Origin of the sequence: Tessaracoccus coleopterorum, assembly GCF_011174705.1 — a bacterium.
Lineage (GTDB): Bacteria > Actinomycetota > Actinomycetes > Propionibacteriales > Propionibacteriaceae > Arachnia > Arachnia coleopterorum.
Window position 1 is genome coordinate 2,924,989 of the sequence record NZ_JAANIJ010000001.1, and the last position, 12,378, is coordinate 2,937,366.

The 12,378-nt window shown below is 70.5% G+C and carries 10 protein-coding genes and 8 pseudogenes; 6 read left to right on the forward strand and 12 right to left on the reverse strand.

Annotation, left to right across the window (positions count from 1 at the left end; all coding sequences use genetic code 11):
* Nucleotides 1-6 precede the first annotated feature (6 nt).
* The 7 genes and pseudogenes from G7085_RS36505 to gndA all read right to left on the reverse strand — a co-directional run bounded on the left by G7085_RS36505 (nt 7) and on the right by gndA (nt 4,530).
* Nucleotides 7-534: a hypothetical protein gene (locus tag G7085_RS36505; protein WP_456300419.1), complete on the reverse strand. Its 528-nt coding sequence runs from the start codon at nt 532-534 to the stop codon at nt 7-9.
* Nucleotides 526-1,720: pseudogene (locus G7085_RS36510) on the reverse strand (DEAD/DEAH box helicase); the annotation flags it as partial. The gene G7085_RS36505 and the pseudogene G7085_RS36510, both read right to left, overlap by 9 nt.
* Complete coding sequence (locus G7085_RS18855; RefSeq protein WP_197512083.1) at nt 1,693-1,866, reverse strand: hypothetical protein; 174 nt, start codon at nt 1,864-1,866, stop codon at nt 1,693-1,695. The pseudogene G7085_RS36510 and the gene G7085_RS18855, both read right to left, overlap by 28 nt.
* Nucleotides 1,863-2,042, reverse strand: a complete 180-nt coding sequence (locus tag G7085_RS18860; RefSeq protein WP_197512084.1) for a helicase-related protein — start codon at nt 2,040-2,042, stop codon at nt 1,863-1,865. Before G7085_RS18860 ends, G7085_RS18855 begins: the two co-directional genes overlap by 4 nt.
* A 197-nt stretch (nt 2,043-2,239) precedes the next feature.
* Nucleotides 2,240-2,875: a DEAD/DEAH box helicase gene (locus tag G7085_RS18865; RefSeq protein WP_456300405.1), complete on the reverse strand. Its 636-nt coding sequence runs from the start codon at nt 2,873-2,875 to the stop codon at nt 2,240-2,242.
* Nucleotides 2,863-3,042 (reverse strand): annotated as a pseudogene (locus tag G7085_RS31140) (DEAD/DEAH box helicase); the annotation flags it as partial. The pseudogene G7085_RS31140 and the gene G7085_RS18865, both read right to left, overlap by 13 nt.
* Nucleotides 3,043-3,097: 55 nt before the next feature.
* A pseudogene (gene gndA, locus G7085_RS18870) lies at nt 3,098-4,530 on the reverse strand (NADP-dependent phosphogluconate dehydrogenase).
* Nucleotides 4,531-4,810: 280 nt separating this feature from the next.
* On the opposite strand from gndA, the pseudogene G7085_RS33215 reads away from it, so the two are divergent.
* The 3 genes and pseudogenes from G7085_RS33215 (at nt 4,811) to G7085_RS18890 (ending at nt 8,086) form a co-directional block, all read left to right on the forward strand.
* Nucleotides 4,811-6,125, forward strand: a pseudogene (locus tag G7085_RS33215) (ABC transporter substrate-binding protein).
* Nucleotides 6,126-6,227: 102 nt separating this feature from the next.
* Nucleotides 6,228-7,179 (forward strand): annotated as a pseudogene (locus G7085_RS18885) (carbohydrate ABC transporter permease).
* A 70-nt stretch (nt 7,180-7,249) separates the two neighbouring features.
* A complete protein-coding gene (locus G7085_RS18890; RefSeq protein ID WP_408647229.1) occupies nt 7,250-8,086 on the forward strand; it encodes a carbohydrate ABC transporter permease in 837 nt (278 codons plus the stop codon).
* A 76-nt stretch (nt 8,087-8,162) separates the two neighbouring features.
* On the opposite strand, the gene G7085_RS33220 is transcribed toward G7085_RS18890, so the two are convergent.
* The 5 genes and pseudogenes from G7085_RS33220 to pyrR all read right to left on the reverse strand — a co-directional run bounded on the left by G7085_RS33220 (nt 8,163) and on the right by pyrR (nt 10,906).
* Nucleotides 8,163-8,384, reverse strand: coding sequence for a hypothetical protein (locus G7085_RS33220; RefSeq protein WP_331715791.1), 222 nt, complete (start codon nt 8,382-8,384; stop codon nt 8,163-8,165).
* Complete coding sequence (locus tag G7085_RS33225) at nt 8,381-9,031, reverse strand: amidohydrolase family protein (protein ID WP_331715792.1); 651 nt, start codon at nt 9,029-9,031, stop codon at nt 8,381-8,383. The genes G7085_RS33220 and G7085_RS33225 overlap by 4 nt, the downstream gene beginning before the upstream one ends.
* The gene (locus G7085_RS33230) at nt 9,007-9,426 is read right to left on the reverse strand and encodes an amidohydrolase family protein (protein WP_331715793.1); all 420 of its coding nucleotides are present in this window, start codon (nt 9,424-9,426) and stop codon (nt 9,007-9,009) included. Before G7085_RS33230 ends, G7085_RS33225 begins: the two co-directional genes overlap by 25 nt.
* Nucleotides 9,427-9,574: 148 nt before the next feature.
* Nucleotides 9,575-10,243, reverse strand: coding sequence for a hypothetical protein (locus tag G7085_RS18900; protein WP_331715794.1), 669 nt, complete (start codon nt 10,241-10,243; stop codon nt 9,575-9,577).
* A 124-nt stretch (nt 10,244-10,367) separates the two neighbouring features.
* A pseudogene (gene pyrR / locus G7085_RS18905) lies at nt 10,368-10,906 on the reverse strand (bifunctional pyr operon transcriptional regulator/uracil phosphoribosyltransferase PyrR).
* Nucleotides 10,907-11,051: 145 nt separating this feature from the next.
* Between pyrR and G7085_RS27775 the strand changes: the two are divergent.
* The 3 genes and pseudogenes from G7085_RS27775 to G7085_RS31150 all read left to right on the forward strand — a co-directional run.
* Nucleotides 11,052-11,318 (forward strand): annotated as a pseudogene (locus tag G7085_RS27775) (hypothetical protein); the annotation flags it as partial.
* Between the two features lie 208 nt (nt 11,319-11,526).
* Nucleotides 11,527-11,802, forward strand: a pseudogene (locus G7085_RS31145) (PEP/pyruvate-binding domain-containing protein); the annotation flags it as partial.
* Nucleotides 11,803-11,941: 139 nt separating this feature from the next.
* On the forward strand, nt 11,942-12,361 hold the full coding sequence (locus G7085_RS31150; RefSeq protein WP_331715795.1) for a PEP/pyruvate-binding domain-containing protein: 420 nt from the start codon (nt 11,942-11,944) through the stop codon (nt 12,359-12,361).
* The last annotated feature ends 17 nt before the right edge of the window (nt 12,362-12,378 follow it).

Consider the following 12,378-nt stretch of genomic DNA (forward strand, 5'->3'; position numbering starts at 1 on the left):
GCTGCGTCAGCGGGTCGCGCCCTCGGCCGACGGTGGTGCCGCGTGCCCGGCCGGCACCGGGACCCCCAGCGCGTCGCGCAGCAGGCCGAGGTCGGCTGTGGCAACCAGGTGCTCCCTGCCCGCCAGCTGCACCACCGCGAGCCTGCCCCGCAGCGTGTCGAGGGCCGCCGCGACGTCGATCCCCTCGAGGTGGTCGCCGAGGGAGGCGAGCGGTATCGGGCCGAGGAGGCGTGGCAGGTCGGCCACCTGTTCGACGGTGCGCGCCCGGCGATCGCCGGACAGGTGCCTGAGCTCGGCGACCACCTCGGCCACGATGTCGGGGTCGAGCACCTCCCGCAGGTCGAGCGTGCCGAGCGCCGCCGCCAACAGGTCGGGGTCGAGCGACAGCAGCGCGGCGCGCCGCTCGGCCAACGGCACGTCGCCGTCGTAGATGAACGCGCCCGGGTAGCGGAAGAGCAGGCTCGCCGCGAAGGGGCTGGGTCGCTCCGTGACGATCTCCACGAGCCGCACCGATCCGGAGCGAAGCGCGTGCATCAGGTCGACAAGCGCGGGTACGTCGTAGACGTCCTGCGTCACCTCGCGCACCGTCTCGAGCACGATCGGGAACCGCGGGTAGTGGCGGGCCACCTCCAGCAGGTGCGCGGCCCGCTGCCGCTGCTGCCACAGGGGCGCGCGGCGCTTCGGGTCGGGCCGTGGCAGCAGCAGCGCCCGGGCGGCGGCCTCACGGAACCGGCCCGCGAAGAGGGCCGTCCCGCCGACCTGGGTCGTCACCAGGTCGAGCACGTCGTCGGGATCGACGAGGAGCAACCCGGCGAGCCGGTCCACCACGTCGGAGTCGGGGAGCCGCAGCACGATCCCGTCGTCGCCGGCCACGGGCTGCACGTCGATGCCCGTCTCCGACGACAGCGCCGCGGCGATGATGGTGCCCCAGGCCCGAGCACCCGGCGGCCGAGCGGGGAGTGGATCACGACGCGCCAGTCGCCCAACTCGTCGCGGAAGCGTTCGAGCACCACCGTCTTCTCGTCGGGGACCACGCCGGTGGCCGCGCGCTGCTCCGTGAGGTAGGTCGCCAGGTTGGTGCGCGTGTTGTCGTCGACGTGGGCATGGGCCAGCCGGTTGGGATCGCGGGCCGCCTCCCGCTGCAGCCGCCCGATGCCGCGTCCGAGCTCGACGGGGCGCCCCTCGTCCTCGCCGCGCCAGAACGGCAGCCGTCCGGTGTTGCCGGGGGCGGGCGAGACCCGCACCTGGTCGCGGGTGATCTCCTCGATGCGCCATGACGAGGCGCCGAGCGTGAACACGTCACCCACCCGCGACTCGTGCACCATCTCCTCGTCGAGCTCCCCGACGCGGCGGGCTCCCTGCTCGTCGCCGACCAGGAACACGCCGTACAGCCCGCGGTCGGGATCGTGCCGCCGGAGGTCGCCGCGAGCCGCAGCGCGCCTGGCCGCGGGTAGAGACGCTTGTCATCGCCCAGTACCAGCCGGGCCCGCAGGTTTGCGAAGTCCGCGGACGGGTAGGCGCCGGTCAGCAGTTCGACCACCGAGTCGAGCAGCGGCCTCGGCAGGCCTGCATAGGGCTGCGCCCGGGTGACGGTGCCGAACCAGTCGTCGACGTCGAGGCCATCCTCACCCGCCGCGGCGGCCGCGGCCACCGTCTGCTGCGCCAGCACGTCGAGCGGATGCCTCGGCACCTTCAGCTCCTCGATCTCGCCCGCGAGCATGCGTTCGACCGTGACGACGGCGGCGGCGAGGTCGCCCCGGAAGAGGGGTAGACGTCGCCGTGCGAGATGGCGCCCACCACATGCCCGGCCCGCCCGACCCGCTGCAGCGCGCTGGCCACCGATGGGGGAGCCGACACCTGGATCACCCGGTCGATGGCCCCATGTCGATCCCGAGCTCGAGTGAACTGGTGGCCACCACGCAGCGCAGGTCGCCCGCCTTCAACGCCGCCTCGATCTCGGCGCGCTGTTCCTTGCTGACCGACCCGTGGTGGGCCCTGGCGATCACCGCCGGGGCGCCGCGCACGGTGTCCGCCGGAGCCATCACCTGCGCAGGGGCCTGGCCGGGATTGGGGCAGCGTGTCAGGGGCGTGTTCCTCGGCCCACATCTCGTTCAACCGCCCGGTGAGGCGCTCGGCTGTCCGACGCCCGTTGGTGAAGATCAGGGTGGAGCGGCCTTCCTTGACCCTCCCGTAGATCTCGGCCTCGACGTGGGGCCAGAGTGACCCGCTGCCGGGGGCGTCAACGGAGACGGTGTCGGTGCCCGCCCTGCGAGCAGCGGGTCGACGGGTGCCTCGGCCCCGGGCGTGGGCCGGGGTCGGCCATGTCCGGCACCGGCACCCGGACGGCGACGTCCCACGACTTGGTGGTGGGCGGGGCCACGACCGTGACCGGTCGGTCGCCGCCCAGGAACGCTGCGATCCGGTCGATCGGACGCACCGTGGCCGACAGCGCGACGCGCTGCACATCGTCGCCCACCAGGGAGTCGAGTCGCTCGAGGCTCAGCGCGAGGTGGCTGCCGCGCTTGGTGCCCGCCACCGCGTGGATCTCGTCGATGATCACGGTGCCGACATCGGTGAGGGTCCTGCGTGCACCGCTTGTGAGCATCAGATAGAGCGACTCGGGTGTGGTGATGAGGATGTCGGGCGGGTGCCGCAGCAGGGCGGCCCGCTCCCGGGGAGCGGTGTCGCCGGAACGGACGCCGACGGTGATGGGACGCAGCCCGACCCCGAGCCGCTCCGCCGCGAGCCGGACGCCGGTGAGCGGAGCACGCAGGTTGCGTTCGACGTCGACGCCGAGCGCCTTGAGTGGCGACACGTAGAGCACCCGCGTCCCGGGGTCGCGACCGTGGCATTGGCGAGGGCGTCGATGGCCCACAGGAATGCGGCGAGGGTCTTGCCCGAGCCGGTGGGCGCCACCACGAGCGAGTGTTCACCCGCGGCGATGGAGCGCCACGCCTCGGCCTGGACGGCCGTGGGGGAGGCGAAGACGTCGGAGAACCACTGGCGGGTGGGCAGCGAGAACGGCGCCAGCGGGTCGGTCATGCGGGCAATCCTGCCACCCGCCCCCGACCTGCCGGCGCCGTATCGAGGAGGGCCGTCAGGCCGTCTGCTCCTCCGAGCCGTCGGTCGACCAGTTGACGTGGAACGAACCCTCGCGGTCGACCCGGCGGTAGGTGTGCGCACCGAAGTAGTCGCGCAGTCCCTGCGTGAGGGCCGCGTTCAGTCGCGGGGCGCGGGCCTGGTCGTAGTGGGCGAGCGCCGCGGAGAAGCCCGGCACGGGGACCCCCGCCTTGACGGCGGCCGCGACGACCTCTCGCCACCCTCCTGCGCCCCGGTCAGGCCCTCGGCGATCGAGGGTGCCTCGAGGAGCGTCACGAGGTTGTTGGCCGCGTACTCCGAGCGGATCCGCTCCAGTAGGCGGGCGCGGATGATGCAGCCGTCACGCCAGATCCCGGCCACATCGCCGATGTTGATGTCCCAGCCGTACTCGGCCCCGGCCATGCGGATCTCGTCGAGGCCCTGGGCGTAGGCGACCACCTTGCTCGCCCAGAGGGCCTGGCGGATCTGCTCGATGAAGGCGTCACGGTCGGCTGCCTCGATCACCCCTGCCGGGCCCGTGAGCGCGCGCTGAGCGGCGGCCCGCAGCTCGGGGGCGGACGAGATGGCCCGGGCGAACACGGCCTCGGCGATGGTGTTGACGGGGGTGCCGAGGTTGAGGGCGGACTGCACGGTCCAGGTGCCGGTGCCCTTCATGCCGGCGGCATCGACGATCACCTCTACGAGCGGGCGACCGGTTGCGGCGTCGACCTTGCGCAGCACCTCGGAGGTGATCTCGATCAGGTACGAGTCGAGATCACCCGTGTTCCAGGCGGCGAAGACGTCGGCCATCTCCGGGTAGGTGAGGCCCAGACCCTTCAGGAGTTGGAACGCCTCGCCGATGAACTGCATGTCGGCGTACTCGATGCCGTTGTGGATCATCTTGACGAAGTGGCCCGCGCCGTCGGTGCCGATGTAGGTGCAGCAGGGCTCCCCGTCCACCTGGGCGGAGATCGACTCGAGGATGGGGCCCAACGCCTCGTAGGACTCCCGGGAACCGCCGGGCATGATCGAGGGGCCCTCGAGCGCGCCGACCTCGCCGCCGGAGATGCCTGCGCCCACGAAATGGAGCCCCAGCTCGCGGAGCCTCGCCTCGCGCCGCCGGGTGTCCTCGTAGAAGGCGTTGCCCCCGTCGACGACGATGTCGCCCTCCTCCAGGAGGGGGACGAGCGCGTCGATGGTCGCGTCCGTGCCGCCTCCGGCCTGCACCATGATGATGATGCGGCGTGGCCTCTCGAGCGATGCGACGAAGTCGGCCAGTTCGTGGGCGGGGCGGAAGTCGCCGTCGGAACCGTGTTCGGCCATCACCGCGTCGGTCTTGGCCGCCGTCCGGTTGTAGATCGCCACCCTGTGTCCCTTGTGGGCCAGGTTCCTTGCGAGGTTGGAGCCCATCACGGCCATCCCCACCACGCCAACGTTGGCAAGCTCAGTCATTTACCATCCTCCGATCGGTTCGGCCCGAGCCTACCGGGGAGCCGGGTCCCCAGATGGAGCGCCCGCGGGGTGGGCGGGCACGAGGGAGGCGCAGTGAGCGGCCATGAGCCGCTAAACGGTCAGTATCGCTCAGAGCGGCAGTTCATTTCCGCCAGAATTGTGAGCGGTTCCAGCCCCGATGATTGCAGGGCGGTCAGGTCGGTGTACCGTCATTCACACAGAAGAGCTCCCGCTCAAAGTAGATCCGGAGGATTGAATGTCAGTCTCGTTCAAGCGTTACATGAAGGTGACCGCGCTGTTGTCGGTGACCGCTCTCGGCCTGTCCGCCTGTGCAGGTACGACGCCGTCGGGGAGCGGGTCGCCCGCCGCCACCGCCGGCGGCAGCGCCTCGGCGACGGCCCCGGCCGAGGTCGTCGAGCTGCAGTATCTGCACCGTCTCCCCGACGGCGAGGGCATGACCGCCGTCGCGGACATCATCGCCAAGTGGAACGCCGAGAACCCGAACATCCAGGTCACCTCGACCAAGTTCGACGGCAAGGCCCAGGAGATGATCACCAAGCTCGAGACCGACGTGAAGGCGGACAACGCCCCTGTCTCGCGCAGCTCGGCTACGGCGAGGTGCCCGAGATGTTCGTCAAGGGCCTGGTTGAGGACGTCACGGCCGAGGCCGACAAGTACCGCGACCAGTTCGGCGGCGCGTTCGACCAGATGAGCGTCGGCGGCGTGACCGTCGGCCTGCCCAGGATTCGGGACCCTCATCTACATGTACAACGAGGCCGAGTTCCAGAAGCTGGGCCTTGAGGTCCCACCACCGACGCCGAGCTCGTCGAGGTCGCCGCCAAGGCGGCCGCCGCAGGCAAGTACGCCGCCGTGTTCACCCCGACGAGGGCCAGAACTGGCTCGCGGGCCAGGCCGCCGGTGCGGGTGCCAACTGGTTCTCGGCCGAGAACGACCAGTGGAAGATCGACACCTCCGACGCGGGCACCGCCGCCGTCGCCACCATGTGGCAGAGCATGCTCGACGCCAAGTCGGCCCTGGTCGTCAACCGCTGGAGCGAGCAGTGGGATGCCGCCATCCTCGACGGCACGATCATCGGTCACGTCGCCGCGGCCTGGGAGACCGGTTTCACCCTCGACTCGCTCGACGGCACCGCCTTCGAGGGCCAGTGGCGGGTCGCTCAGATGCCCGCCATCGGCGGCTCGGCCAAGACCGGCCCCGACGGCGGCTCCGGTGTCGCGATCATGAAGGGCTGCGCGAACCCGGCCGAGGCGATGGCCTTCAACGCCTGGTTCAACACCCAGGTCGACGACCTCGCCTCGCAGGGCCTCGTCCCCGCCGCGACCACCGCAGCCAAGACCTCCGAGAAGCAGCTGCGTCAGTTCGGTGGCCAGGATGTCATGTCCGAGCTGGTGACGGCCAACGCCAACACCAACGCCGTCAACTACATCCCCGGCTTCTCCGCCGTCGGCCCGAAGATGAACGAGGCGGCCGCCGCCGCCGGTTCCGGCACGGGCAAGGTCGCCGACGTCTTCACCGCCGCCGCGGCCGCCTCGATCGCAGCGCTCGAGGACGCCGGTCTCCCCGTCGCCAAGTGATCAACCGTTGATCTGAGAAGCGCCGGGCTCGGGACTCACCCTCCCGGGCCCGGCGTTTCTGCCGCCACCCCATCGGACAACCTCCCCTGCAAGGATGATCCCATGACTTCTGCAACCACACCGGGCGCACAGGCGCGCCGAGGTAAGTGGAGCCGACAGGCGAAGCACGAGGCGCTCACCGGGTGGGCCTTCTCCCTCCCGTTCTTCCTGGCCTTCTGTCTCGTCTTCGCCGCCCCGATCATCTCGGCGCTCTACTCCAGCTTCTTCCAGCAGAAGGCATCCGGCGGGGCCTCTTCGGAGGCGGTGAGAAGGTCGACGTGTTCGTCGGGCTCGACAACTACCTGGTCGCGGGGAGCGACCCGGCCTTCTGGACCGGCGTCGGGCGCGTCATGCTGTTCGGCATCGTCCAGATCCCCATCATGATCGGCGTCGCGCTCATCCTCGCGCTCATCCTCGACTCGTTCCTGGTGCGGCGCCGCGCCGGGTGGCGACTCAGCTTCTTCCTGCCCTACGCGATCCCCGGTCTGATCGCGGCCATCATCTGGGGCTACCTCTATGTCCCGGAGGTCTCGCCCTTCGCGGGCGGACTCCCCGCCATCGACGGCAACCCGTTCTTCATGGCACCCCAGGTGATCCTGTGGTCGATGGCCAACATGACGACGTGGACCTACACCGGTTACAACATGCTGATCTTCCTGGCCGCGCTGCAGGCCATCCCGGGGGACCTCTACGAGGCGGCCCGCATCGACGGGGCATCGGGCTGGAAGATCACCACGAAGATCAAGATCCCGATGGTCTCCTCCGCGGCACTCCTCGCGGTCCTGCTGTCGATCGTCGGCACGATCCAGCTCTTCAATGAGCCGACGGTGATGCAGAAGCTGGCCGGGTGGATGCCCAACACGTACACCCGATGATGATGTCCTACAACTCGATGATGGGTCAGCTGACCCCGTCCGGATCCGGGCCCGCCTCAGCGATCTCCATCCTGATGGCGCTCATCGCGGGCGTGCTCGCGGTCGGGTACTTCATCATCTCGAAGAAGGTAAACAAGTGATGCCCAGGATGAAGACCACCCTGACGGCCTCGTCTACCGTCCGTCCATCGATGGCCAGCCGCCGCGCTCCATCGCGCCGAAGCTGCCGGCCCGCGTGCTCACGATCATCCTGCTCGTGTTCACCCTCGTGTACTTCCTCTTCCCGATCGTGTGGGTCGTCTTCGCCTCGTCGAAGTCGAACAGCGATCTCGTGTCCACCTTCGGCTTCTGGTTCTCCGACGACATCAACTGGGCAGGCAACTGGAGCGCCCTGATGGAGTGGACGCAGGGCCTCTTCCCGCGCTGGGTGCTCAACTCCATCTTCTACTCGACCGCCTCCGCGGTCGTCGGCACGCTGCTCGCCGTCTCGGCCGGCTACGCCATGGCGAAGTTCAACTACCCGGGCCGCAGCGCGATGCTCGGCACCATCATGGTCGGGCTGCTGATGCCGGTGGCCCTGCTGACGGTGCCGATGTACCTGTTGTTCAGCAACCTGGGGCTGAACAACACGATCTGGTCGATCCTCATCCCGTGTATGGTCTCGCCGTTCGGCGTGTTCCTCGGCAACGTCTACGCGACGACGTCGGTGCCCACCGAGCTCCTCGAGGCGGCCCGCATCGACGGCGCGGGCGAGGCACGGATCTTCTTCACCATGGTGCTGAGGCTTCTCGCCCCGGCGATGGTGACGATCTTCCTGTTCATCTTCGTCGCCACCTGGAACAACTTCATGCTCCCGTTGATGATGCTGAGCTCCCCGGAGTTGAAGCCGGTCACGCTGGGCCTCTACGGCATGATGAGCTACTTCTCGCCCGACCGCGGTGCGGTGCTGCTCGGCTCGCTCGTGGGCGTCCTGCCGCTGATCGTGCTGTTCCTGTTCCTGCAGCGTTACTGGCAGTCGGGTCTGGCCGCCGGAGCGGTCAAGGGCTGACCCGGCCGTCCGACGAACCGCCGCCGTGCAGCACCACCGATCGGTCGCAATGGGCGCTCGGGGTGAGCACCTCGGATCAGCGGCGGTACGTCTGCCTGCCGCGGAGGAAGGTGGCCTCGACCGGGTCGGGGAGCGATCTGCCGTGGTACGGGTTGTTGCGCGACAGCGACGCAGAGGCCGACCTGTCGACAGTCGAGTCCCGCGTCGGGTCGATGAGCACCAGGTTGGCCGGCTCGCCGACTGCGAGCGGACGGCCGTGGCCCGCGAGGCCCGCGATCCGGGCCGGGGTGTGGCTCATCCGGTCCGCGACCCCCACCCAGTCCAGCCGGCCGGGCCGCACCATGGTCGCGATGACGACCGAGAGGGCCTGCTCGAGGCCGAGCATCCCGGCCGGGCATCGACGAAGGCGTGGTCCTTGTCGTGCGAGGCGTGTGGCGCGTGGTCGGTGGCCACCACGTCGATCGTTCCGTCGGCGAGCGCGGCGCGGACGGCCTCGATGTGCTCGTCGGGGCGCAGAGGCGGGTTGACCTTGAAGGTGGTGTCGTAGCCCTCCAGTTCAGAGGTGTCGAGCAGGAGGTGGTGTGGCGTGACCTCGGCGGTCACCCGGATGCCGCGGGCCTTCGCCCAGCGGATGACGTCGACGCCCTCAGCGGTGGAGACGTGGCAGACGTGGAGCCGTGAACCGGTGGCCTCGGCAAGCTGCACGTCACGGGCGATGATCGTCGACTCGGCGACGGGCGGCCATCCGCCGAGGCCGAGCCTGCCCGAGATCTCGCCCTCGTGGCAGCAGGCACCGGGCCCGGCCAGGTACGAGTCCTGCGAGTGCTGCGCGATGACGCCGTCGAACGGCCTGACCCACTCGAGGGCCCGACGCATCAGCAGCGGGTTCATGAGGCAGTGCCCGTCGTCGGAGAACATCGTCACCCCGGCGGCGGACCTGTGCATGAGGCCGAGCTCGGCCAACTGCTCGCCGGCCAGCCCTTCGAGATCGCGCCGATCACAGCGACGTCGACCCGGCCTGCGCGGATTCCGAGCTCGCGGATGTACTCGGCCTTCTCCGCGGTGTCGGTGACGGGTGTCGTGTTGGCCATGGCGCACACGGCGGTGAACCCGCCGCGGGCGGCCGCCGTCGAGCCGGAGAGCACGGTCTCGGCGTCCTCGCGACCGGGCTCACGGAGGTGGGTGTGCACGTCGACGAGGCCGGGCAGCGCGAGCAGCCCGTCGCAGTCGATCGACGCGGCGCCCGCGGGGGCCGCGTCGACCAGCACGCCGTCGGCGATGAAGAGGTCGGTGCGGCTGCCGTCGGGCAGCGTCACGGAGCGCAGCTGGGTGGCGGTCAAGGCTGTCAGTCCCTTCGCTCGCTGCCGGTATCTCCGGCCAGCAGGTGGTACAGAACGCTCATCCGGACGGCGACGCCGGAGGAGACCTGATCGAGGATGATCGACTGCGCGGCGTCGGCCGCGGGCGAGGAGATCTCGAGGCCGCGGTTCAGTGGCCCGGGTGGGCGATGCAGGCCCCGGCTTGAGCCGGGCAAGGCGCGTCGCCGTCAACCCGTAGCCCGCGATGTACTCGCGCTCCGAGGGGAAGAAGCCGCCGCTCATCCGCTCGCGCTGGACGCGCAGCATCATGGCGACGTCGAGGTCGGCTAGCACCGAATCGAAGTCGGTGGTGACCTCCACACCCCAGGCGTCGACGCCGGGGGCAGCAGCGTGGGGGAGCGACCAGGACGGGGAAGGCGCCCAGCTTGTGGAGGAGCGCCACGTTGGAGCGCACCACCCGGGAGTGGAGGAGGTCGCCGGTGATGGCCACCCGTTTGCCCTCGATGTCGCCGAGATCGTGGCGCCGGAGGTGGCGCCGGATGGCGTGCGCGTCGAGCAGGGCCTGGGTCGGGTGCTCGTGCATGCCGTCGCCGGCGTTGACCATCGACGCGCGGACCCAGCCCGCGGCCTGCCGGACCGAGCCGGAGCCGGCGTGGCGCATCACGATCGCGTCCACGCCCATCGCGTCGAGCGTCATGAGCGTGTCGCGCATCGACTCGCCCTTGCTGACGGAGCTGCCCTTCGCGGAGACGTTGATCGCGTCGGCGGAGAGCCACTTGGCCGCCAGTTCGAACGACGACCTGGTGCGGGTCGAGTCCTCGAAGAAGAGGTTGACCACGGTGCGGCCCGCAGCGCCGGGAGCTTCTTGATGGGCCGCGACTGCACGTCGTGCATCTCCTCGGCGGTGGCCAGGATCATCTCGATCTCGTCGCGGCTGAGGTCGGCGATGCCGAGGAGATGCTTCACAGGGCGCTCCGTTCAATGGTGACGAGGTCGATGCCGTCGGTCTCTGCCAGCTGTACCCGCACCCGCTCGGAGCGGGCCGTCGGGATCGACCTGCCGACGATGTCGGCCTGGATGGGCAGTTCGCGGTGGCCGCGGTCGATCAGCGTGACCAGCTGGATGGCGCGTGGGCGGCCGAGGTCGGCGAGGGCGTGGAGTGCGGCCTGCACCGTGCGGCCGGAGTAGAGAACGTCGTCGACGAGCACGACCGTCCGTCCGTCGAGGTCGCCCGGGAGGATCGTGCGGCCGACGGTCCGGGTGGGGTTGGCCCGCAGGTCGTCGCGGTACATGGTGATGTCGAGTTGGCCGGCCGGCAGCGACTGCCCGTCGCGCTCCGCGATCGCGGCGATGCGGCGTGCCAGGGGCGCCCGCGGGTCAGGATGCCAAGCAGGACCACGCCGTCGGCGCCGCGGTTTCGTTCGAGGATCTCGTGGGTCATGCGGGTCAACGCCCAGGAGATGTCGTCGCCCGACAACAGGGCGCGCGTGGTCTCGTCCATCGCATTCCTTCCGGAGTCGAGCCGAATCTACAGCACGGGGCCGGTTCGGATGTCTCCGGTCTGTCACCGCGGCCCGGCGCGCGCGTTGGGGCGGTGCCGCTGGGTATTGCCGAACCCGAGGGCCCGAAGTACGGTTAGAGAACGAATGGTTTTCTATTCGGGAGGTGAGGAGAGATGCTGCTCGCGGCACAGGACGCGGCCCCCGCCGTCACCCCGTAGCGTTCCTGCCGCCCTCCCGCCCTGCCGCTCTGCGCCCGGCAACCGGCCGAACCCCGCCTGGAGCACCCATGACAACCTCCACCACGCCTCTCGTCGCACCCTCGAGGCCTTCGGGGCCGCCGACCTCGCCACGGCGGGCGGAAAGGCGGCGAACCTGGGGGAGCTGACCCGGGCCGGCCTGCCCGTGCCCGCCGGTTTCGTCATCACCACCGCCGCGTACCTGGAGGCCGCCGACCTCGCGGGGCTCGGGGACCTGCTCGCCATGGAAGCCCGCCCGAGGCCCTGCGCGTGGCCCTGCTCGGGGCCGCACTTCCGGAAGGGCTCACCGAGCAGATCTCCACCGCGTACTCCGGTCTCGGGGAGGGGCCGTTGCCGTCCGCTCGAGCGCCACCGCGGAGGACCTGCCCGGAGCCGCGTTCGCCGGCCAGCAGGACACCATCCTCGGCGTGGTGGGCGTCGCAGATGTCCTCGTGGCCGTCCGACGCTGCTGGGCCTCACTGTGGAACGACCGTGCCGTCGCCTACCGCGCGGCAAGGGGAATCGAGCCCGGTGACGTGGCCATCGCGGTCGTAGTGCAGCGACTGGTCGACGCCGACCTCGCCGGGGTGCTGTTCACGGCCGACCCCGTCACCGGTGACCGGGGCACCATCGTCGTCGACGCCGGGGTAGGGCTCGGTGAGACGGTCGTGTCGGGCCTGGTTACGCCCGACCACTACGTCCTCAACCGGCGCGGACGCGTCCGGGAGTGGCAACGGGGCCGCGGCGAGGTCGCCGTCAGGGCCGCCGATGAGGGGGAGTGCGGGAGACCGCCCCGGGGTGGCCGGGAGCCCGCTGCTCGGCGCCCGCAACCTGGCGACGCTGGCGGCGCACGCCCGCGGGATCGCGGACCTGTTCGGCACCCCGCAGGACATCGAGTGGGCCATCGCAGAGCGCAAGGTCTGGATCCTCCAGGCCCGGCCCATGACGGCGCTGCCCGAACCGGGACGGGAACTCGGCCGGATCGACCGGCTGCAGGGGGCGATCCTCGCCGAGTACCTGCCGGTGCGGCCGTACCCGATGGACGTGACCACCCAGCTCGGCCGCGGCCCGGCCGCGATGATGCGCGACATCACGAGGGCCTTCGGCATCGCTGGAGCATTCACCGACTACCTGCGTGAGGAGGACGGCGTCGTGGTCGAGCTGGTTGCGCCGCGCGCGAGGCCGACCCTGCGCGCGCTGGCCACCCCGCGAAGCTGATCCGCCGCGCCCGCAGG

Bases quoted from the DNA above. Each gene is read 5' to 3' on its own strand.
- G7085_RS18860 (WP_197512084.1), bottom strand. From the start codon at position 2,042: ATGGCTCCGGCGGACACCGTGCGCGGCGCCCCGGCGGTGATCGCCAGG.
- G7085_RS33225 (WP_331715792.1), bottom strand. From the start codon at position 9,031: ATGCACAGGTCCGCCGCCGGGGTGACGATGTTCTCCGACGACGGGCAC.
- G7085_RS33220 (WP_331715791.1), bottom strand. From the start codon at position 8,384: ATGAGCCACACCCCGGCCCGGATCGCGGGCCTCGCGGGCCACGGCCGT.
- G7085_RS36505 (WP_456300419.1), bottom strand. From the start codon at position 534: ATGCACGCGCTTCGCTCCGGATCGGTGCGGCTCGTGGAGATCGTCACG.